The sequence below is a fragment of the Acidicapsa dinghuensis genome (assembly GCF_025685685.1).
Lineage (GTDB): Bacteria > Acidobacteriota > Terriglobia > Terriglobales > Acidobacteriaceae > Acidicapsa > Acidicapsa dinghuensis.
Genome location: NZ_JAGSYH010000004.1, coordinates 896,551 through 919,168 on the forward strand (window position 1 = coordinate 896,551; position 22,618 = coordinate 919,168).

General features: G+C 53.4%; 15 protein-coding genes and 3 tRNA genes. 5 read left to right on the forward strand and 13 right to left on the reverse strand.

What is annotated here, in order from left to right:
* Positions 1-431 precede the first annotated feature (431 nt).
* Positions 432-4,028, reverse strand: a complete 3,597-nt coding sequence (locus tag OHL22_RS14635) for a TonB-dependent receptor (protein WP_263338755.1) — start codon at positions 4,026-4,028, stop codon at positions 432-434.
* A 308-nt stretch (positions 4,029-4,336) separates the two neighbouring features.
* The gene (locus OHL22_RS14640; RefSeq protein ID WP_263338758.1) at positions 4,337-5,476 is read right to left on the reverse strand and encodes an MFS transporter; all 1,140 of its coding nucleotides are present in this window, start codon (positions 5,474-5,476) and stop codon (positions 4,337-4,339) included.
* Between the two features lie 216 nt (positions 5,477-5,692).
* Between OHL22_RS14640 and OHL22_RS14645 the strand changes: the two genes are divergently transcribed.
* Both OHL22_RS14645 and OHL22_RS14650 read left to right on the forward strand, forming a co-directional pair.
* The gene (locus OHL22_RS14645) at positions 5,693-6,157 is read left to right on the forward strand and encodes a redoxin domain-containing protein (protein ID WP_263338760.1); all 465 of its coding nucleotides are present in this window, start codon (positions 5,693-5,695) and stop codon (positions 6,155-6,157) included.
* A 22-nt stretch (positions 6,158-6,179) separates the two neighbouring features.
* The gene (locus OHL22_RS14650) at positions 6,180-6,707 is read left to right on the forward strand and encodes a DsbA family protein (protein WP_263338762.1); all 528 of its coding nucleotides are present in this window, start codon (positions 6,180-6,182) and stop codon (positions 6,705-6,707) included.
* Between the two features lie 48 nt (positions 6,708-6,755).
* Here OHL22_RS14650 and OHL22_RS14655 read toward each other — a convergent pair whose 3' ends face one another.
* From OHL22_RS14655 to OHL22_RS14680, 6 genes are all read right to left on the reverse strand, one after another.
* Positions 6,756-7,754, reverse strand: coding sequence for an aldo/keto reductase (locus OHL22_RS14655; protein WP_263338764.1), 999 nt, complete (start codon positions 7,752-7,754; stop codon positions 6,756-6,758).
* A 167-nt stretch (positions 7,755-7,921) separates the two neighbouring features.
* On the reverse strand, positions 7,922-9,535 hold the full coding sequence (locus OHL22_RS14660; RefSeq protein WP_263338767.1) for an acido-empty-quinoprotein group A: 1,614 nt from the start codon (positions 9,533-9,535) through the stop codon (positions 7,922-7,924).
* A 43-nt stretch (positions 9,536-9,578) separates the two neighbouring features.
* A tRNA-Arg gene (locus tag OHL22_RS14665) sits at positions 9,579-9,655 on the reverse strand.
* Between the two features lie 37 nt (positions 9,656-9,692).
* On the reverse strand, positions 9,693-10,262 hold the full coding sequence (locus OHL22_RS14670) for a hypothetical protein (RefSeq protein ID WP_263338770.1): 570 nt from the start codon (positions 10,260-10,262) through the stop codon (positions 9,693-9,695).
* On the reverse strand, positions 10,252-11,331 hold the full coding sequence (locus OHL22_RS14675; RefSeq protein WP_263338772.1) for a YheT family hydrolase: 1,080 nt from the start codon (positions 11,329-11,331) through the stop codon (positions 10,252-10,254). Before OHL22_RS14675 ends, OHL22_RS14670 begins: the two co-directional genes overlap by 11 nt.
* Before the next feature lie 55 nt (positions 11,332-11,386).
* Positions 11,387-11,461: transfer RNA gene (locus OHL22_RS14680), tRNA-His, on the reverse strand.
* A gap of 146 nt (positions 11,462-11,607) precedes the next feature.
* Between OHL22_RS14680 and OHL22_RS14685 the strand changes: the two genes are divergently transcribed.
* Together OHL22_RS14685 and OHL22_RS14690 are read left to right on the forward strand one after the other, a co-directional pair.
* Positions 11,608-12,054 (forward strand): DUF4112 domain-containing protein, encoded by a 447-nt coding sequence (locus tag OHL22_RS14685; protein ID WP_263338775.1) that lies wholly within the window; start codon positions 11,608-11,610, stop codon positions 12,052-12,054.
* A 113-nt stretch (positions 12,055-12,167) separates the two neighbouring features.
* A tRNA-Pro gene (locus OHL22_RS14690) sits at positions 12,168-12,244 on the forward strand.
* Positions 12,245-12,532: 288 nt separating this feature from the next.
* On the opposite strand, the gene OHL22_RS14695 is transcribed toward OHL22_RS14690, so the two are convergent.
* A complete protein-coding gene (locus OHL22_RS14695) occupies positions 12,533-13,564 on the reverse strand; it encodes an ROK family protein (protein WP_263338777.1) in 1,032 nt (343 codons plus the stop codon).
* Positions 13,565-14,011: 447 nt separating this feature from the next.
* Here OHL22_RS14695 and OHL22_RS14700 point away from each other — a divergent pair, with 447 nt between their 5' ends.
* Positions 14,012-15,058: a LacI family DNA-binding transcriptional regulator gene (locus tag OHL22_RS14700; protein ID WP_263338779.1), complete on the forward strand. Its 1,047-nt coding sequence runs from the start codon at positions 14,012-14,014 to the stop codon at positions 15,056-15,058.
* Positions 15,059-15,137: 79 nt separating this feature from the next.
* Here the strand turns inward: OHL22_RS14700 and OHL22_RS14705 are convergent, their stop codons facing one another.
* From OHL22_RS14705 to OHL22_RS14720, 4 genes are all read right to left on the reverse strand, one after another.
* Positions 15,138-18,467, reverse strand: coding sequence for an alpha-mannosidase (locus OHL22_RS14705; protein ID WP_263338781.1), 3,330 nt, complete (start codon positions 18,465-18,467; stop codon positions 15,138-15,140).
* Positions 18,468-18,669: 202 nt separating this feature from the next.
* On the reverse strand, positions 18,670-19,584 hold the full coding sequence (locus OHL22_RS14710) for a tetratricopeptide repeat protein (protein ID WP_263338784.1): 915 nt from the start codon (positions 19,582-19,584) through the stop codon (positions 18,670-18,672).
* A 60-nt stretch (positions 19,585-19,644) separates the two neighbouring features.
* Positions 19,645-21,285 carry a tetratricopeptide repeat protein gene (locus OHL22_RS14715; protein ID WP_263338786.1) on the reverse strand — a complete coding sequence of 547 codons (1,641 nt, stop codon included), beginning with the start codon at positions 21,283-21,285 and terminating at the stop codon, positions 19,645-19,647.
* Between the two features lie 4 nt (positions 21,286-21,289).
* On the reverse strand, positions 21,290-22,480 hold the full coding sequence (locus OHL22_RS14720) for a tetratricopeptide repeat protein (RefSeq protein WP_263338788.1): 1,191 nt from the start codon (positions 22,478-22,480) through the stop codon (positions 21,290-21,292).
* Between the last annotated feature and the right edge of the window lie 138 nt (positions 22,481-22,618).

A 22,618-nucleotide genomic window follows, 5' to 3' on the forward strand; every position in this document is an offset into this window, starting at 1 on the left:
CCTCGTACGACGTTTCAAATACCGTTTTCCTTCTCTTATCGTTTTGCACGACACTTCAGGCTGCGTTTGTTCATTCGAAAGAAGATAAGCTGTGGGAGGGGGAGGGGGTAATTAATTTTCCAGGAAAATTTTTGGGGATCACAGGTTAACTTATCTGCAAGTAGCTATTGACGTCTGGATACGCTCCTCTCTGCTTTCGGTTCCACGTCTCTTCTATTTTGCAATAAGGCTGGATAATTATCGGTAATTGGGCATCGCACATGCATTGTCCTGACAGAAGCACCTGCTATATCTTTTCGAGGATCTGATATGCGAATGCAGTGAATGAGTCTTTACAGGCCCCTAACCAGCGTCCCAAGCTGTTCCACACATGAAGAATGGCCCGGCAAGCCGGGCCATTCTTGTTTTTGCCAAGTCCATGGACTTCAAGATTAGAAGCTGAACCGAGCCTGGAAGTCGATAGTGCGCGATCCAAGTGCGGAGGTTGCCTGACCGAGATTAGAATTCTGAATGTTCGTTGAGATGCTGCTGGGGTTGATGTTCAAGAGGTTAAAGACATTGAAGAAGTTGGCCTTGATTTCCACGTTGGCGTTCTCGCCTAGGATTGGCATCTTTGGCAGGCCAAAGGACTTGGCGAGGTTCAGATCGACATTGCGGTAGTCCGGTCCACCGAAGAAGTTGCGGCCTACACCGGGAGCTGGGATGTAGGCATTCGTTGACTGGCCAGGATTGTCTGTGATGGCAGCGGCGTAATTCGGAATTTGAAAGTAGTTGTTGGCGAACTGATCGTTGTTGGTTCCAGTATTCGCCGTGCCAGGGTTGGTGAAATTGCTTCCAGTCTTGAAGGCTTCGTTGCTGGTGCTGTTGCCTGCCCCACCGAGATAGATGGGGCGAAGACTCTGGTAGCCGTAATTGCAGGTATTGCAGTAGATCTGATGCGGTGCGGTGTAGACCGGAGTCCAACCGTAGCCGGTATGGAAGGTATAGATGCCGCTGATCGACCAGCCGTCCGCGACTTTGTGTCCGAAGTTGTTGCTGTGAAAGATGACCGGCTGCCAGATACCGAAGATTTTGACGCTCTGGTTGACATCGAAGTCGGAACGGCCATAGGAGTAGTTAGGGTTATACAGATACGCGCTGCGGAAGTATGGACCCGAGTTGGTATCCAGGCTCTTGCCCCACGTGTATTGAGCTTCGGCGGAAAAGGTGTGTGAGAATTCATGCTTCAGACCAGCCAGAAGCATATTGTTGTTGGACTTGCCCTGACTGCCAAAGGTATTGACGCTGTTGACCAGTGGGTTCTGTGGCGCGCCCAGGATCTGGCCTAGAGCTGTGGCGTCGTAGTTGTAGAGCAAATGGTGGCCCGAACTACCTTCGTATCCTACATTCGCAACCCAACCCCAGCCGATGTCCCACTCCATGTCGAATGAGTAGTGATGTGCGTACTCAGTAGGCAAGTTGTGAGGCAGGCCTCCGATGTTTGCTCCTCCGGCAGTCGGAAGCCCGGCAGTGTTAAACGTGGTGATGGCATTGGGATTCACCGGATAACCGGTGATGCTGGTTGGACTGCTCGACACAGCATACAGAATGTTTGGGTTGATGTTCGTGGGCCCCGTACTGGTACCGGGAACAGAACTGGTTCCGGGCGGGTTGCCGTCATAGTTGTTTGCCGTAGCGATCTGTTGCTGGTTGTAGTTAAGACCATAACCGCCACGGAAAACGATCTTGTTGTTGGATGAAAGCGGGCTCCAGTTGAATCCGACCTGAGGGCCGAAGTTCAGTTTCTGCGCATTCCAGGCATCGATACCGGTGCGAATGGTAATGCCAGTGAGCAGAGCATCACCGCTACCGAAGGTAAGGACACCCATGTTGTTGTCTTTGTCGGTGAGAGGCCCAAAGTAGGAGTAGCGAAGGCCTGCGCTCACAGTAAGGTTTGGGCGAACCTTCCAATCATCCTGGAAGAAGATGCCGAACATGTTCTCACGGTTGTCGTTGCGGTAGCCGCCGGGCAGGCCGGTCTTGGCCTGGAATGGGCCACCTTCCGCTTCAGGGGCATCGTTAAGGAAGTCCCAGAGATTGTAGAAGGTGTAGTTCGGTGCGCCGATGGGATCGTTGAGGTAGTAAAGACGAGTCCAGTCGAAGCCGAACTTCCAGGTTTGCGAGTGGAAAACCTTCGTGGCGACATCCTTATAGCCGTAGGTCCATTGATCGTAAATGGAGGGAGAGCTGACGCCGAGATTGCCAAGGGTGATGTTGCCAATCTCCGAGACGTTGTCCTGCGGAAGGCCAAATGGAGCTTGCGGGTTGGTCGAGAGCTCATTCCAGCGCCAACCTGCGGCGTTGGCGCGTGCTTCATTCAGGAAGGTCGGCGAGAAGATGTGGTTCCAGATGACGGAGAATGCATCGTTGACCTGATCGTGATTAAAGAGCTGGTAGCCGAGACCACCGTTGTAAGAGGTGACCGACGAAGGAACCCAGTAGATGGCGAAGCTGGCATGATCCTTCTGCGTGATATCCGCATCGAGACGACCGTTGTATTGCTTGAAGTCGCTGTCGGTTGGATTCTTTATGGTGTACTGCGTGATGTCGGCCGTACCGGAGAATCCGCTACCCACACCGGGATTGCTGCTGTCGACATAAGTGAGGTCCTGTGTGCCCAGGGCCGAAGTCAGTGGCGAGCCAATATTCAGACCTTGACCGGTGATGGTATGGCAGGTTACGGGACCTTTTGTGGGGTCCTCATTGAGGCCTGCGCTCGCACAGTTGACCGAACTGATTGGACTTCCAAGTACAGCCGCGCCTTTGAAGTTGAGATAGGTGGCCGCGATGCTACTGGTGGGTGCGAGCGATGTGAGGTTTGAGGTGGGAAACCACTGAGTACTGGTCGATGGAATGTTCTGGCTCTGCCCCTCATAGTTGAAGAAGAAGAAGATACGGTTCTTCCAGATGGGACCGCCAATACTACCGCCCCACTGGTTGTAGCGGTCTTCATCGCGGAGCAGTCCGCGCTCGTCTGGAGTGAGCTTATCCCCGGTTGTCGGATCGTAGGCCTGCACTGAGTTCGGGCCATTCCAGCGCTGATAGGCATTGAGGCCGGGACGCGTGACCTGAACAAAAAAGCTTCCATGAAAATCGTTGGTGCCGCTCTTGGAGGTGATTTCAGTGATGGCGCCATTGAAGCGGCCATTCTCCGCGTCATAGGCGTTACTTACAACCTTTACATTGCTGATCGAGTCTTCACTGGGAGTAATGACCGTGGAGCCTCCCCAGACCACACTGGAGGTGCTGATGCCATCCACGGTATAACCGTTGTTTTGAAACTGACCGCCATTGGTGTTGGCGGAAGCGCCATTCTCCGTAGCGAAGATGCTGCTTGAATGCCCCAGGTTTCCGCCACCACTAGAGGCAACATTCGTCTGTGTGCCAGGTGACTGGAAGCCACCGCCGCCTGCGTCCTGTGAGCCATCCGCGAGCACGCCAGGTGCGAGTTGGATGAGGCTGGTTACATCGCGTTCGAAGGAAGGCATATGTTGGATCTGGTTCTGATCGATAACCGCGCCATTGTTGGCGGTTTCCGTATCGATGGCTGGCGTCGTTGACGCGTTGACCGTGACGGTAGCTTCGACAGTTCCGACAGAGAGAACAACATCAATGCCGTTTGCCTGTTCAGGAATGAGTTGAAGCTGATCGAGAACCTTGGTCTGGAACCCCGTCTTAGTGACTTCGAGCTTAAAGGTATCGGCGGGCAGTGCGTTGAAGTTGTAAATACCTTTGGCATCGCTGGTACGAACCTGTTTTTCATTCGTGCCAATGTTCGTCAGGGTGAGGGTAGCACCCGAAACGACGGCGCCGGTTGTGTCGGTTACGGTGCCCTGAATGGATGTGCGGTACTGAGCCTGCGCAAGGGGCGCAGTGACGAGGATAAGAACGGCGATAAGCCATCCTGGCAGGGTATTCAGGCTAATCCGCCTGCTCTGCAAGATGGCGCGATTACTTGCAATCGAAGTTACATGCGTTGTGCGTTGCATTGGACCTCCGTAATTTGGCAGCAGGAATTGCTCAGGCAATTTCTTGTTCTTATGTCGCGTCGCAGAAGCTCGGTCAAAGAGGAGGAGCGGCGGCGCACGAAGCCTAATGCGCAAGCGATTGCGCAACCGGATATAAGTGATAGCACCCGGAAATAACGATAGTCAAGTTGATCGGTCAGCCGATTGGGCGACGAGCGAAAAAGCGCTTAATTTCCCGTCGGCATCTCCTCAACTGCTTGTACTTTTAAGATGCACACACGAGAAATTTGTTCGCAAAATCGTGAACCGATTACTTCGAGTGTCATCCATCAAAGGATGGAGCGTTGCGAGACTGCTATCGGTACGCGCGGGAGCGCGATGCCCAGCAGGAGCATCAGGACAGCGGCGACGAACGGAACAGCGAGACCTGCACGCAGGGAAGATGCTGTGGTGGAGACAATGCCTGTGACCCAGGGCAGAAAAGCTGAGCCTATGCCTGCGATAAAGAAGATGAGCGTATTTTCTGAGTATTGAAGAGCTGCGGCCAACAGCAACGGGTAGATAGGTCCCAATCCAAAACCTGTGAGAAAGACACCACAGAGGATAGCAAGGTTAGACTGCATGCTAACGAGCAGCGCAGCTCCGACAATGACGATGATGAAACTCTCGAACAGCACGGGGCGTTCGTAACGTCGCAGATATAGCAGCGTGGAGGCAAGTGTACGGCTGATCATGAGACCAGCCCAGAAGCACGTGCCTGCCGTTACGGTGGTAGTCACAGTGTGTTGCGTGCGTTGCACGTATGCAGCGATCCATCCCCCCATGGAACTTTCAACGCCAGTGGGCAGAAGGATGATAAGCATAAGAGTCAAAGGCCATGCGGTCAAACTCCATTGAAGCCGGGGAGCGATTGTTGCCGCATCTGAATGGGGTGTATCTTGTTCAGCCAGCATCGCCCATAGGCCAACAAGGCAGAAAAGGAAACTGACGCCTGCGAAGATAACGGTAATGCTCGTGACGCGGAGAGACTGCTCAGCAAGTCTGGGGCAAATACATGCGCCGAGCGCCCAGACGAGATTGAGGCGATTGAGTTCAGCACTGCGCCGATGCTGGTATCGTGCCGCCAGAAGCAAACTGGTTGCTGTCATCGTAAGGCCAAGGCCGAGGCCGAAGATGGACATGCTCAGGAAGCTGCTCCAGCGAGCACTGAAGATCATGCCTAATGCGCCTGCTGCGGAGAGGAATGCTCCTGCTGCAAGCGATTGACTGCGGGAAGGACGCACGGCGAGCGCACCGAGTGAAGATCCTAGCCAGCCGAGAAAAAGAAGCATACCGGCCTGGCGATCCGACAGCGACCACCGGGCGATCATGACTGGCATGACAGAACCGGGTAAGGCCATGCCGATGCCAGTCGCGGCAAACCCGAGATAGATGATCAGCCGTGAAAGGATTCGAAAGGGCAAGGACATAGTGTGTAGTGTTCGTGAACTAGCAGTGACGTTGCCGCCTGAACGATCTTACTTTGCGGGACACGATACAGCGAAAGGAGATAGATCCTCTTCTTGTTGCCTGAATGGATAAGGACTGGAAGATTCTGGCAATGCATGATTCCACGAGCGGCTTGCGGAGATTAGGGAGGTCCGCGTTTAATTAGGATTCACGCTGAGTAATCGGTGGAGACCATTATGTCCGAATTGCTGACACCAGGAACACAGGCGCCGGATTTTGAGCTGCCGGTTACCCCTGACCGCAAATTGAAACTGAGCGATCTGCGAGGAAAACCGGTGATTCTCGCCTTTTATCCCGCTGACTGGAGTCCGGTTTGCGGAGACCAGATGGCCCTGTATAACGAGATACTCCCGGAGTTTCAGCGTCACGACGCACAGCTGATCGGGATTTCGGTCGACGGTGCGTGGTGCCACATGGCTTATGCGGAGGATCATAAGCTCGAGTTTCCTTTGTTGGCCGACTTTGAGCCGAAGGGTGCGGTTTCACGCAGTTATGGAGCCTACTTCGCACCGGCTGGCTTTTCACAGAGAGCGCTGTTCGTTATCGATAAGGACGGAGTGATTCGCTGGAGCTATTGCGCTCCTCTAGGCGAAAATCCGGGGGCAGAGGGCATTCTGCAAGCGCTTGAAGAACTGCCTTAGAGTGCCACGCATAGAGGAATTGATGCCAAAGCTTACAGTTCCTGTCAGTAAAGAGGATCATGCGGAGGGCATGACTGACGCGCGCTGCACACTCGTGGAGTATGGAGACTATCAGTGCCTGAATTGCGGCGCGGCCTATCCTCTGGTGAAGCGCTTGCAGCGGCATTTCGGATCGCAGCTCAGATTTGTTTTCCGGAACTTTCCTATGACCCGATTGCATGCTGAAGCTGAGAATGCTGCTCAGGTAGCGGAGTTTGCAGGTGCGCATGGCAAGTTCTGGGAAGTTCATGACCTACTACTTGAAAACCAGTTGCGGCTGGGAGATGCGCTTTACGCGGAGATTGGGGAACAGTGCGGGCTTCAACTCGCAGACTTGCGGGATGCTCTGCAACAACAGGTATTTTTGAAGCGTGTGCGGGACGATTTTGCCGGAGGCGTGCGCAGCGGCGTGAATGGAACACCGACGTTCTTCGTGAACGATGAACGATTTAATGGCCCAAAAGATTTCGAGCATTTGTCACAGGCAATCGAGGACGCGATCAGACAATAAGCTTTGCCGCATCCCCGATTCCCTGCCCTGCTATTTAGTGCTCAATAATCAGCGGTAACTGTGGCCTAGCACGGGATGCGGCTCGTACGGCTCTTCAAGCCGAGCGATTTCCTCGGGAGATAGTTGAGTGCTGAGCGCGGCAAGTGCGTCCTCAAGCTGATACATTTTGCTGGCGCCGATAATGGGAGCACTCACGCCGGGCCTGGAGAGAATCCATGCCAGGGCGACCTGCGCATTCTTGACTCCACGAGCCTGAGCAATCTCTGACAGGCGATCGACTACAGTGAAATCCGACGAACGGTAGTAAAGACTGTGTGCGAACTCGTCTGTGCGGGCCCGCGTGGTTTCACTTTGCTTCTTGTCCTCATCGGGTTTGCGATTGCCAGCCAGGAAGCCACGGGCAAGCGGACTCCAGGGAATCAAGCCGACGCCTTCGGAAAGACAGAGCGGAATCATCTCGCGCTCTTCTTCGCGATAGACGAGGTTGTAATGATTCTGCATAGTCACGAAACGTGCGAAACCATGGCTGCGCTGCGTTTCAAGCATCTTGAGGAACTGCCATGCGTACATAGAAGACGCACCGATGTAGAGCGCTTTGCCTGCGCGCACCACATCGTTGAGAGCCTCGACGGTTTCTTCGATGGGAGTGCGGGGATCGAAACGATGGATCTGGTAGAGATCCACATAGTCGGTTCCCAGGCGTTTGAGGCTCTTATCGATCGCGGTTAGTATGTGCTTGCGCGAAAGACCCCGATCGTTGGGATTGTCTGACATCGGGTTGAAAACTTTCGTCGCGATGACAAGGTTTTCGCGCGGTCCTGCGAACTCTTTCAGTGCGCGTCCAGTGATCTCTTCACTGACACCGAGCGAATACATATCGGCTGTATCGAAAAAATTGATGCCAGCCTCAACAGCGCGGCGGATCAGCGGCTTGGATTCTTCCTCTTCCAGCACCCACTCACGCCACGATTTGGCACCGTAGGTCATCATGCCCAGACACAGGCGTGAGACTTTGACACCAGTCGTCCCAAGGTTTACATAGTCCATCAAAGCTACTCCAGAAACAATTGTGCGATCTGTCGAACTCGATCCGTTGGATGTTCGGCATACTCAGCAAGATGTGCAGACAAGATGAATGTCAAAAACGAAAGGTCCATCACAAAACGAAAGGCCCACCACGCGATGGACCTTTCCTATGGAAGATAGGTTCCGAGTTACCTTGAACCGCGGGCCTCAGAAGAATGTGCACCGCTTCCCGCAACACTCTGCGGCAGTGCCCACGCGAACATCACACTTCCCGAACCCTCCAGCACATATTGCCGCCCATCGAGTTCGTATGTGATGGGTGACGTCTGCATGCCGGAGCCTGTGCCTGCATGCCAAAGCGTCTTGCCGTCGTCAGTGGAAAGAACGATAAAGTTGCCTTCACCATCACCTGTAAAGGTGAGTCCCGAGTCGGTTGTCAGCACACCGGCCCCAGAACCGCCCCGGCCAACATCATGCGACCAGCGAATCTTGCCGGTCTGATAATCGATGGCTTCAATCACACCTTTGCCCCAGAGGCCGTAGTCGGCGCCTGCCCACCCATAATCGCCATCGGCCGGCTTGGCAAAATACACGCTCCAGCTCGGATGAGCGTCGACAATGAACAGTCCTGTCTTAGGATCGAAGCTGGGAGACCGATAGTTTGTCATGCCGCCCTCATCCGGAGCGATCAGGCGGCCATCTGGCTTGGGCTCTTTATCTGGATTAGGAATAGGACGGCCATCCTTGTCGATCCCGAGAGCCCAGTTCACCGGTCCAAAAGGCGTAGTCAGCAGGCTCTTTCCGTTGGTACGGTCGAGAACGAAGAAATAGCCATTGCGCGAACTCTGCATCAGCATCTTTCGCGGCTGGCCGTGGAAGTTGGCGTCGACCAGCATTGGAACTTCTACAGCGTCCCAATCGTGCGTGTCGTGCGGCGATGCGGAAAATCCCCAGGCGAGTTTACCTGTATCCGGGTTGAGTGCAACGATGCTGCAGGTCCACTCATCATCTCCTGGACGCGGCTTGCCGTTGAGCACAGGGGTAGGATTGCCGGTCCCCCAGTAGAGCAGGTTTAACTCAGGATCGTAGGTGCCTGTGATCCAGGTCATGCCGCCAGTTGTCTTTCCCGGCGTGCCTGGCGGTGGCGTCGCATCCCACTCCCACTGCACTTCTCCAGTCTCCGGATCGAAAGACCTTAGAAGACCAGTGATATTGTCTAAATCGCCGCCAACGCCGACAATGACGTGGTTATGCACCACCAGCGGAGCAACTGTAGACCAATAGCCCTTTTTCACATCGGCAATGACCTTATCCCAGCGGATTGTGCCGTCCTTGGCATTCAGCGAGATCAAGTGCGCATCCGGGGTGACAAAGAAGAGCGAATCTTTGTACATGGCCACTCCACGGTGGCCGATGTGGTCTCCCTCAGTAGTGGGATGGTTGAAATGCCAGATCATGTGGCCGGATCGGGCATCCACAGCCCATACATTATCCGGAACACTGAAATACAAAATGCCATCGACCAGAAGCGGCGATGATTTGATCGTGGCGGGCTGATCCGTCTGGAACGCCCAAGCCAGCGTTAGATCATGCACATTGTGCGCATTGATCTGCGTCAGGCTGCTGTGGCGGCGGCCTGTGTAATCGCCATGGTAGCTCGGCCAGCTGTCTTTCGAGGGATGCAGGATATCCTGATTCGTGAGATTCTGCGCAGCGGCAAGGTTGGGAAGCGTGACAATCGAGCCGAGCGCCGCTACCGAGAGCAGACGCAGTACGGAATCCAAGGCAAGTTTTTTCGGCATAGTTAAATCCAAGGAACCACAGTAAATCACCGGGGTCAGAGAATGGTAGGCGAGACAGGGATCGAACCTGTAACCCTCAGCTTAGAAGGCTGATGCTCTATCCAATTGAGCTACTCGCCCATGGCTCGACACTCGTTATTGTATCGTTCGTGCGGGGCTATGACGTTTTGACGCTGCAAATAGCTTCAACGAGAGCATCAAGGGCAGTCTCCAGAGCCTGTTCCGCGACAGCGCCGTCGGAGCCGCAAACGGTGGTGTATGCGGTGATGCCAAAACCACGGCTGTCTCTTGTAACCGCCTGGCGAAGAACGAGGTCAACACGGCTGCAACGAACGGGAGTGGTACGGAGATAGGCAACAATCCGTCGGGCATGTGATTCGAGGCTGGGAAGGGATGCAAATAGCGTGTCGTCTTCGGGAATAAGATCGATGTAACAAGCACGTACGAAAGCAGATTCAGCTGGACTGGCCTCCATCTCGTCGGGATCTATGGATTCGGGGGTCCAGAGGTCGCATTTGGCGCTCCAAAATAGGATCGGCTTGCTAGGAATATCTGCGGAACTTGGGCCGTTGAGGCGGAGCAGGATGATGCCGAGAGGCGGGAAGTGCTGCACTTCCTCAAGGGTTGCGACAATATCCGGACGGGTTCGCAGATCAACAAAACCGGACCAGTGCGCATCAATGACCGGCGTTTCGAGAGAGATCTCGATTTCCCAATCAGCTTCCATGAGCGTGGCCGACTTGCGCCATCAAAAACCGGATGAGCGTCGCTTCAGCCCAGTGACGGCTGGCTGGGAAGAAGGCGATATCAGTCTGACCGAGGAATGCACAATGGCCGCCATGGGCGGATTCAAGAAGAGTCACCCATGGATTGGTCTCAAGTAAGACCCGAGTCGCTGGCGTGAGACGGATAAATGGATCATCGAGTGCGTGGAGAATAAGCGTAGGAATGGCAATTTTGCCGACTACCCGGGCACTGGCGGCGCGGTAGTAGTAGTCGTCAGCTCCGGCAAAGCCGCTGAAAGGCGCCATGATTAAATCATCGAATTCGCGGATACTGCGAACAGTGGGCGCGGACCTGGTGCCATAGATCTCTGGAAAAAGCTGGGCTTTTCGCCTGAAGCGGCTCATCAGGTTGCGAAGGAAGTGCCACTCGTACAGGCGGTTCTGCGGATCGTGCAGTGCGTCGGCGCTTTCGGCCAGGTCCACGACAGGGCTGACACCAACAACTGCGCGGAGCCAGTCAGGATGACTCTCGCCGAACTCGCCAGCGCATTTGAGAACGAGATTGCCGCCCATGGAGTAGCCAACCAAGGCGACGCGCGTGAGGGCCTGCTGGGCGACAAAATGCTGGAGAACTGCAGCTACGTCCCCGGAAAGAGCCGAATGATAGAGTGTCGGGGTCCAGGATTCGGTGCCGCCACAGTTACGCATATTCATGCGGATGATGTTGCAGCCTGCGGCCCAGGCGAGAGCAGTAATACCAGTGATATAGCGGGAGTTGGACGATCCCTCGAGACCATGGAGCAGAACTAATGTCAGGCGGCTGGCCCGGACAGATTGCGGCTGCCAGTGGCAGTGGGTCAAAACGCGGCTATTGTTTGTTTGGTCGACCACGACCGGAATAGCTTCCGAAGCAAGCGTGAATGGCTGACGACGCCAGAAATTACCTACCAAGGTTTGAGCATGGCCGGAGCGAAGCCATGGCAAGACACGGAATTCCGAGTGCCAGGCCGCAACGGATATACGTGGGCTCGCCTTGGATTGAGGAGTGTCCTTCAGGATCAGGCTGGCCATGGGAAATTGAAATTCATCTGGGAGAGCTGAGGAGTCGTGCGCCGAGAGTGTCTATTGGGGCGGCTAGTGGGGATCGAACCCACGACATCCTGAGCCACAGTCAGGCGTTCTGCCGCTGAACTATAGCCGCCATGCGCACTTATCGATTGTAGCATCGAAGCAGGAATGGAAATGCCGCCTGCAAACCTCGGAGGGAAAAAACACGTGGTAACAGGAGGACCTCAGATCAGGGCCGAATCCGCCGCCGGAAGTGATCGATGGGGTCGAGGTGGACGATTGCTCGGCAATGAACGCTTGCGCCAATTGGAAGTGCTGCTGGATGAGGCGTTTGTTGTCCCAGGGACCAATATCCGGTTTGGCATCGACGGAATAGTCGGACTGATCCCGGGATTAGGCGATGTCCTTGCGGGGTTGCTTTCCTTGCTTATCCCTTTTGCCGCCTGGGTGCGCGGTGTGCCATACGTCACAGTCGTCCGCATGTTAATCAATGTGGCGATCGGGTTGCTCGTCGGGACAATTCCGATTTTGGGCGATGCGTTTGACGTCTTTTGGAAAGCAAACCGGCGCAACTATCGATTGCTGACTCGCTCGATTGCAGAACCCCGCCGCCATACTTGGCGAGACTGGGTATTTTTGTTGCTTCTAGGAGCAGGTATAACCGTACTCTTTGCAATTCCGCTGATCCTGGTGGCGTGGCTGATTGTGTTGCTGTTCCGATCGTAGCCAGACGAGAAGCGAGCATCTGAAGTTGGTTGGCCGAAGCTGCATTAAGAAACGCGATCAGGGTACAATCAAAGAGGAACGGTTCTGCGGCCTTTGCCAGCAGAGCATCACGTCGGGGCGTAGCGCAGTCTGGTAGCGCATCTGCTTTGGGAGCAGAGGGTCGGGGGTTCGAATCCCTCCGCCCCGACCAATATAAGGCTTAGATATTTAGCGAAATAGCGTTGAATTTTGCAAATTGTTTACTGTTCACATCGCAAACAGTCATTTTCGAAATATTATGCTTCGCTAAAGTTCCTACGAGCGGGCACTTGATTATTGCTTTAAATCTATCAGTCCCATGCTCTCTTTTTTCTTTACCTGCTTGATTTTCCGCTAAACCCTATAAGGCATTTCAAAACCTAAATGTGAGAATATCTGGTTGTCTCATAATAGTCGCTTAGAAGTTACACAAGCTAATAGAGCACTCACACATCCGCAGCTACAAACTTACGACTACATCTTTCGTTACCTGCAACGGTAAAATACAGGCCCCCAGCAAACCAGCTTCTGCACCAAGCTTGGCGGGAAGAACGCGAGTCCCTCCACCCAGGATGCCTCCTGCCGCCGGTCTCCCAGGAGCCGTCAACGCGTAAACGTAACTACGCCGATCTAGTTCCTCAAACAGCGACTCCGAAATCAAGTCCCAAGACTTAGCTACCCCCCCGCCCACCACATAAAGCGGCAGGTTAAGCACATTAATGAGGTCTGCAATGCAAAGACCGAGAGCGCGTCCCATATCCGCATAGATTCGCTGCGCGTCTGGATCTCCGTGCTTTGCCGCTTCAGCCAAATCGGCAGCGGTCAGCACGGAGCCTGCAACCTTGAGACGCGCTAGACCCGGAGCCGCGCCCGATTGAATCAACCGCTCCGCCGCATTTACCAGAGCGGTTGCAGAGGCGCATGCTTCAAGACAGCCGTTGTTGCCGCAGCCACATACCGGACCATCAGGCACTACGGTGATATGACCAGCTTCCCCACCCATGCCATTCGCCCCGTGCCATACTTTCCCATTCAGAATGATCCCATTGCCTACCCCGGTCCCGAGGGTCAGCATGCAAAGCGAATCGACACCGAGTGACTTTCCCAATCCTCGTTCATACTCGGCGAGAGCTGCAACATTCGCATCGCCTTCGAGCATGACGGGAAGATCGATCCGTTTCGATGTTTCGGCGAGAAGCTCAAAGCCATCCCATCCTGGCAGATTTGGCGGACGATGCAACCGGCCAGCAGGTAACTCCAATGGTCCCGGGGAGCCGACGCCCACGCCAACCACATCTCTTCCATCAGAGTATTGGTCGATGAACCGGTGAACCACTTCGCACATGTCATCAACGACAGCCAGAGGGCCAGCATGAAGACGAGTTGGTAAAACAACAGAATCTACGATGCCTAATTCAGGCATATAAGCGGCAATTCTTAGATTGGTACCACCAAGGTCTACACCTATCGTCAGTACTTGCGCTTTCTTCAAGGCCACTCCGGGGCATCAGGGAAGATCATGTGCGGCAACGATGCGTTCTAGGTAGTTTCAGAGGAACCAGAAGATACGGTCGCTCCTTCCGGAAGACACACGCAGGAATTGCCTCGTCCATACCGTAAATTGGCCCGTGGAAACGGTACCACATGTGCGAAGATACCACAATCACCTATCCCTCGGCACACAGATTGGATCTGTGTCGAGAAGCAGAAAAATACTGCGATAAGCAGCTTCTTTTTCGAACAGAAACAAAGCGAAGTACGGACCATGAATCGAACGCGCGGATTAGACCTTCGAAAGGACGTACTCCACAGGAAGTAATAGTTATCAAATGGCCGAACTCCGGCCACATGGAGTGCACAATCGATCGAATCATTTGCTTCCAACAGAACCAAGACCGAATAGACTTGTCATACGGCAAGAGATACGGACACATCTCGCATGACAAAGAAGAACACGCATCCAACCTTGAGCCAAGTGGCGCGAGAAGCAGGCGTCGGCACGACAACCGTTTCGCGGGTGATCAATGGCGGGGAACGAGTCAGTCCCGAAACCCTGGCTCACGTCAGACGGGTCATTGAGTCCCTGGGCTACATGCCAAATCAGGCGGCCCGTACGTTGAAAGGACAACGCACGAAAACAATCGGACTGATCATTCCCTCGATCGCCGATCCATTTTTTTCGAGTTGCGCTGAGGCGGCGCAGGCAATCGCCCGCAACAATGATTCGCTGCTCATCGTTACCACAACCCAAAATGACCCGCGGACCGAGCTTGACAGCCTGAAAGTCCTCATTCGTCATCGGGTCGATGGATTGTTGATCGTGCCGGCCAACTCACAAAGTCCTGCCTTGCGCGATGTGCTCGTTCACGCCGCGATGCCAATCATCACAATCGACCGTCCTCTTGCCGACACCTCGATCGCATCCGTAGTTGTGGATAACTACAAAGGAGCTATCACGGCCACAAAGCATCTGATCGATCATGGGTATAAGCGCATCGCCTGTTTAACTGGCGAGTCGGCACTCTATACGCTTCATGAGCGTATCCGGGGCTACCGGAAAGCCATGGAAACGGCACACCTGCCTTGCATTCTGGATGCATCGGTGAAAGATTATAAGTCCGCTGAATATGCCATTCTCAGCTTGCTGGACGGGGCAAATCCGCCAGATGCTATTTTTTCAACGAAAAATAGCACCACGATCTTTGCCTTCGAGGTTTTGCAACGGTTCAATATCCGCGTTCCGGACACTGTCGCGCTGTTGGGGTTCGATGACTTTGAACTTGCCTCGACCTTGCGACCTTCTATCAGCGTCATTCAACAGCCCGCCGAGGAAATCGGCCGACGGTCTGCAGAACTCTTATTTGATCTGTTGCTGACGGACCGGAAAGCGGCAAATGCAACCGGGGCACGCACAGCCAAACGGCTCACTTTGGAAACGAGACTGATCCAACGCAGTTCCTGCGGATGCACTCCTCCAGCAATCTAGGGGAGAAGATTCTTTCAAATACAACAAGAGGGCGTGGAGCCAGTCGGTGACTCCACGCCCTCTCATTTTTTGGGATTGCTTACTTCTGTGTCGGGTAATCAACGCGAACGGTAAGAATCTGATACGGGTGAATGGGGACGGTAACGGTATCGTCAACAACATTGAGGAGCTGGCCCTCTGGCTTCTCCATTAGATTCGTGGCCGTAGCATCAGTGGCTCCCTTGGGAACATGGATCGTCACATCGCCAGATTTGCCAGCCCACTCATACACGCGGAAGATTAGCCCGTTTGCATCTTCTGCCTTTTTGAGCGCCGTCAATACTACGTCCTCGGGCTTTACAGTCACGTAGGCATGCTCCGCGGGAAGACTACCCGAGTGGGATTCAACCTGTGCAGCTGAGAGCACGTAATTGTATTCGTAACCGTGACGCACACTGAGAGCTTGCTTCCAATCGCCGCCATGTGGGTAGAGTGCGTATGTGAAGTGATGATGACCACGATCAGCTTCAGGATCGGGCGATGTAGGAGAACGAAGCAGAGACAAACGCAACATATTGCCTACGCCGTCATAGCCATACTTCGAGTTGTTGATCAGACTGAAGCCATGCTGGTCGTCACCGAGATCAGCCCAGCGTAGAACCGGAACTTCAAATTGCGCTTTCTCCCAGCTATTGTTCCGAGTTGTCGCGCGTTTGATCGTGCCATACGGGATCTCGTAGGTAGCCTCGTTGCTTGTGGCCGCCAGTGGGAACGCAGCTTTCAACAGCACATGCGTCTCATGCCAATCGAAATCATTGACGACATTCACTTCATCAGCGCCGGCTTCGAGCGTGATGTCCTGAACGAACTTGGAACTCTGCCAGGTGCGCGCTACACGAATCACTGCGCGCAGCGGTCCTTTCTCGATCAGCTCCACCGAATCGACATTTTCGATCGGGGTGTAATGATCGAGCGTTCCAGGATCAATGTTCCACGCGTCGTAATCTTTCGGAAGATCTTTGAATGTCTGCAGCTGATTGCCGCAGCTGCCCGCAGCGATCGACTCAAAATGGGTGCGCTTGTCGTAGAGGCTTGTGATGCAGCCATTCTGTTTGTCGACCACAACCTTCAGATTGGCATTCTCGAGAGTCAACCCCTCAGCTTTTAGATCGCTTGCGTACGGTTTTACACCGGGAACAACATGCACCACCTTATATCCAAGCGAAGGAACCTTGCCAGCTAGAATCAAAAGTTTGAAACTGTTGGTCTTTGCATCCTTGCTGATGATCTGGGACGGAAGTACGTGACCTTCAGCATCGAGCACTGACACTTCCGTAGCGGGAGAAGCCATTTGCACATCGACCGTTACATCACCTGAGCGGTCCCACGCTAAAGGGTTGAGCACGAGAACCGGCTCACCGGTCGTCTTTGTGTCGATATCCGAAGATAGCGTTTTAATTGCCGTCTCCGAGATATCGTTCGTGTCGAGGCGAACCTTGTCGTAATCTTCCTGTGCTTCCTTGTAGATAATGCCTATACCAGATCCTGCGGCCAGGTCATGGAAGTCGTTGAACGTGATCTTCTTCCAATCATCGGTCAAGCGGTCTCCGGGATATGGATTGCCATCAAGCCATGCAAGAGAAGCGTACTTCTCGGCATTAATCGCTTCTTCTTCACTGTTGCGCATGTTGCGCTTGTGATTGGCTTGCGTGGTGAAGACGCCACGATGATATTCAAGGTAGAGTTCGCTATTCCACGTCGGAATCGAGATCTCTCCTGCTGGCGGCGCCGCCGGAAACTGATATCCCTTTGCAATCGAAGTGTAATCCCAAGTCTTCGACTCAGGCGCGATCTGCTTTTCAACACTGGAGAAGAAGCTTTGCGCAGTGCCCCACTGATACTTCGGAGCTACTTTATTCGGCTGCGACCAATGCACGCCTTCATCCAGAATCGAACGGGTCGGACCACCGCCGTGGTCACCGATTCCATAGAGATCCATCATCTCGGTCGTGCCTGGCGCACGCTCGCGAGCCTGTGCCAGGTCATAGCTGAGACGAACCGGGTTCAGATTGTTGTTGGCATAGTCATGCGGGAAGTAGGTGAGAACCTTCGAACCATCTGGCGATTCCCACCAGAAAAGCTTGAATGGAAGCTGATTGGTATCGCTCCAAGTCATCTTCTGCGTAACGAAATAGTCGATGCCACAACGCTTGTAAATCTGAGGAAGCTGCCAGGTATAACCAAACGAATCGGGGTTCCAGCCGATGCGGACATCGACGCCATATTCCTTCTGGAAGAAGCGCTTGCCAACAAGAATCGACCGTACCTGAGCTTCGCCATCGGGCATATTCAGATCTGGCTCAACCCACATGCCGCCCACGACCTCCCAGCGACCTTCCTTGATACGTTTCTTGATCTGGTCGTTGATCTCCGGATATTTATCCGCCATCCATGAGTTGTACGCCGCAGCGGATTGCGTGTAGGTGTAATCCGGATATTCGTTCATCAACTGCAATGCAGTTGAGAAGGTCCTCTTCACTACATCAACGGTTTCAGTCCATGGCCAAAGCCATGCTGCGTCGATGTGCGAGTTACCAGTAATATGCGCCGTTACACTCTGTATCTCAGGCTTCAGAGTATCCAGATCTGACTGAGCCTGTTTCAGGGACTCATCAAACTTAGCTTGATCCTTTGCATCAAGCGCGCTCAGATCGATATCGCTGACAGCTTTCTGGAGCGTTGTCGTGTCGGCAGAAACATTCTTGGAAACACTTGGGACCAGGAGTGCAGCGGAGAGAATCTCTTTGCGGATGTCTTCAGGGTTGGGACGATTCTCCGCGAAGTCGATCTTCAGCTCGGTGCCATTGAAGGTCTTCTTATCGTTGTTGTTCAGCAATTTCACGGCAACGAGAACCTTGTCACCCGGCTTGGCATTGTCGAAGAGAACGATCGGCTCCAGATCTTCTCCCAATGCAACACGACGGCCGTTGAAATAGATGATCTCCGGCATGGCGCCATCCGCGTCTGCCCTGAAGGAGAACCAGATTCTCGTACCGGTGAGATCGTAGCCATGGAGATCTTTCGGAACCTCGATCCAGCGGCGAAACCATGAGGCATCTTTACCGGTTTGGAAATGCAGGTTCACCGTTTGCCAGGAAGAATCATCAAGACTTGTCGACTCTCCGTGCGGCAGGTCGCCATCATGGAACCGCCACTCATCGGCAGGCAGGCTGTCCAGTTCGGAAAGCCTGGTGACCACAAGCTGCGGGCCACTGCCCAGAGCCTTGACGATCTCGGTCGCCTGCTGCGCCGATTGCGCCTGCGCACCCACGCTCACCAAGGCTCCAGCTGCTATCGCCGACAGCGTGGCAGCCATCAGGCCGAAGCCAAAACCGCGCCGCTTTTTCACGACGCCAAACACTTGCTTCATTGTGAAATCTCCTGATCCAGTACGCGAACGACAATGGTCCCCAGTTTCCGTCCATGCTGCCATCATCGGAACGTCTCCGCGAATTATACCGAGCCATGAGTACAGAATGGAAACGATACCATCGGATTTCCTGCTCGCTCCCTCAGCCTTGTACACAGTTCGGACTACTAACGTAGCGCTCAAAGCTCTAACCAGGAAGCTTCTACTTTGAATTCGGATGATCCGGTTCGAGAGGGTTTGGGGTTTTGTTGGAGGAATGAGCACTACTTAGCTTTTCGCAGATGGCAAACTGCTGCTGCGCCTGCTCACGCATACCCTGCTTTCGATAGATCTGCCCGAGCTTGTAATGTAATGCCGAGGTTCCGGGTGCAAGCTCAATCGCTTTTTCAAGCTCCCTCTGAGCTTGCGGGAGATTTTTCAAAGAAGAGTAAGCATCTGCCAGCGTTTCATGCACTTTGGGATTATCGGGCGACAGCGATTCTGCCTCGGCCAGATAAGTGAGGGACTGGCGCATCGCCGGTTCGTCTGTATTCTCGGAGAGCAGCGTCCCTAGATTAAGGTATGGCTGCGCATCAGCCGGTGTAGCACCTTGCCACTCAATCGCCAACTGGAATGCGGCTTTGGCCTTGTCTAATTGGCCTAACTCTTTCCAGCACAAACCTAGATTATTTTCCGCCTCTATATGCATTGGACGTAATTGCAACGATCTCTCGAAACTGGTCGCCGCAGCGCTGAAGTCATTTTCGTTGTATTTTGTGCGACCCAGCAAATACCAAGTCTCAGCATCATCCGGATTCTGCGTAATGACCTGAGAAAACCATTTATCTGCATCACTATAGGCGCCAAGCAGAACGTAATCAGATGCCACTATTTTGAACTCGCCTGCTCCTGGTCGCTGATACTTTGCACCTTCAGTAAACGCTGCAAGGGAATCTTTGGCGCGTTGTTCGCGGAAAAGAACATATCCGAGTAGAAAATAAGCTTCGGCGGAGGATGGGTTGTCTGCGATATATGAGTGAAGAGCATTTTCTGCATTGGCAAGCCGGCCTGTAGAGGCGTACTCACGCGCATTCGCAAGCTGATCAGAGGACGATTGTGACCAAGCCCCCTGAGCCATTGCGAATATCAAAAGAATCACACACCTGTTCGAGCATTGATAAATCCGTCGCATTGCCGTCTACTTGATAGCCTCTCCACCACAGATTCCCGTAACAGGGTCGAGCTGCTTTTTCAGATATTCCTGTTGCGGGTTATAGCTGATTACAGTTTGCAACGTCTGTACTGCAGCCTGCTTGTCTCCTGCACTGCATTGCACTCTTGCCAGGTTCATTGCCAGACCGGGCACATCCGGATTGAGATCGAAGGCTCTTTGTAATAATTCTTCCGAATCCACAATTCTTCCCTGCCGTGCAAACAAAACCGCAAGATTAGAGAGCGCCGTTGAATCAACTGCGTCGAGTTGTAAGGCTCTCTCGAAACAGCGCTGGGCAACATCAAAATTCTTTCTTCCTGCGGCTAAATTACCAAGAGCATCTAAAGCTTCTTTGTCATTTTGAATCTGAGGTTCAAGTTGCCGCAACTGATTCCATGCCGTGGTTTCAAATGACTGATCACCTTCCATAAGAGCTCGGTAATAAGCCATAGCCTGATCGCGCGCAGTGGCATCAGGAGAAAAAATGGCCTTCAGCGTCATGTTTCCCTTCAAAGCATGGTCGACATCTGAAGCCTCAGGCACCCGCAGAATGCGATGGTCTGTCCATGCAACGTGAGGAATGTTTTCTGCCGCTAGGCGCTGCATGTGACAACTGGTGCAATCCTGATTTTCGGGATGATGCGTAGAAACAAAGCCTGGCTGAGTGTGGCAGGAAAGGCATTTGCTGCGGTAGTATGCGATTTTCTCGCTTGCGGTTGGCGTGAAATGTGGATTGTGGCATGTCACACAAGACATTTTGTCGCCGCTCACTCTCTTACACGTACTTTCGCTTAACTGCTCGACTTCGCTAACTCCGCGGGTTGTCAGATTTTCCCCAACACGAACGTAGTACGTCAGATATTTCGAGATGGAGTCGCCGGGGCGATAATTAAGACCCGATTGCCCAGCGCGTTCAACAGTGACATCGCCTTCGAGATGACAGCTGATGCAAACGGAATCCCGCTGCTCGGCCGCAAGTTTAACTGGATTGACGATAGCTGCCTTGCCTTGTGTCTCCACATGTCTTTGTGGATCACCATGGCACTCTTCGCAAGTAATGCCCGTATGCAGAAAAGGCAGATTACTGTATCGATTGAAAGTGCCAGCGTCACTTGCCTGAACCGCACTCATGTGGCAGCGAAGACATTTTGCCTCCATCGGGAGGGCCGGAGGCATGTATGCAATCTGCCCGTAGCCGGGTTTCATATCGTACGCATTATTACGGGCATACCAAGCCACCGGGGATTCAAACAGGTATTTACCCTTCAGATAAAGATATGTAACCCCCAGATGCCCGGAGCCAAGAAAATAATCCAATTGAACAGTAGTCTTTAGATCTGGAGTAGATGGCTTGTAAAAACTGAGCTCGACCTTTCCGTCCTCGGCCCCAACGACGTACTTCATACCCGATGGCGCATGAATAAAGGACGTCGTCTTTAGGTTCTCTGCCGCGCTACCACTGGCATTCGCCATCGGGGTTTTCAAGTAGCTGTCATAAATTTCTCGATGGCAGGATGCGCACTTCGCATCGGCTTCATGCACAGACGTTGCCTTTGGCGGCTCGCTGTGTGAGGCCGCGCACAATAAAGACAGCAGCGCAGGAATGATTACATGACGCAGATACATGTGTTTATTTAGACGTGCTCTTGATGCTGTTTGCCTCTTGCGCCTGCGTGGCCACCGTAGCGCGCGCCTCGCGATCGAGCGCCCCGTAAGTTTTCATCTCTGCTAGAGCTTCTGCACTCTTGCCTTGCGCGCGATAGACAGCGGCAAGAAGAAAATGAATTGATGGCTCGTTAGGGCTATCTTTCTCGGCCATCAGCAGATCAGGAAGCGCCTCGGGCTGTCTGCCGAGGCGGACCAGCGCGCGGGCACGATCTACGCGAGCCTGCATGAGCGCAGGACAACGCTCGACAGCTTTATTCGCTTCATTAAGGGCATCATCGTTCGAGCCATTTCCCTCAAGAATCGCATCGGCCAATTTCCAATGTGCCATGCAATTGTTCGGATCGTTTGTGATCTCAGCTCGGAATTCGCCTTGCGCCGACTCCCATTTACTCATATTCCAGAAGGCATCACCCATGTGCATGTGGGTACCCGGTTGATTTGGCGCAAGATCGATTGCCTTCTTATATTCAACCAGCGCGAGATCGTAGTTGTGCATGCTTTCGTCAATCTCACCTGTGATTTCATGCGCTACGACTGAGTCCGGATCTATCTCATTGATCTTTTTGAGTGCGTTTTCCGACAGCTGTAGATACGCTTTGCCGAGCAGATACCACGCCTCTTGATTCTTGGGATTGCGAGCCAGAAAGCTGTTCAGATACGAAGTAGCCTCATCGAGCTTCTTTTCGTTGATGAAAGCATGTACCAGCAGCATCTCAACCTGGTCATCATCGGGCTTCGCCTTGAGAGCTTTAATGAGAAGCGGCTCGGCCTTTCCATCTTCACCCATCTGAAAATAGCTCATGCCGAGCATTGCCGAAGCCGATGGCATGTTGGGGTTCAACTCCAGGCCGCGTCTAAGCGTCTCAGCAGCGTGGGTATAGTCATGCTCATTGAAGTACAGCATTCCGAGATTGTTATAACCAGCAGCCAGATGCGGCGCCAGCTTCAGCATGGCTTTGTATTTCTCTATCGCAGTCGTATCGTCGCCACGCTGTTGCGCCTGTTTTGCCTGTGCGTAGAGTTGCTGTACCTCAGGAGTAACTTCATCTTCACCCTGAGCAGCCAGACGCGTTGACGTGAAAATCATCAGAAAACACGCAGTCAGGAACGACAGCAATCGATAGAGCGATCCTCGTGCCCAGTACCTCTTCATAGCTTGCCATTATAGTAGATTCGTAAATTTCAGGACCCGACCTTTCGCGCGACGTCACCGCCTTTCAGGCGGAAAACTTGAGATCCCCAAAGACAAGAAACCGGACTGCCTTGCGGCAGTCCGGTATGGAAGGAGACA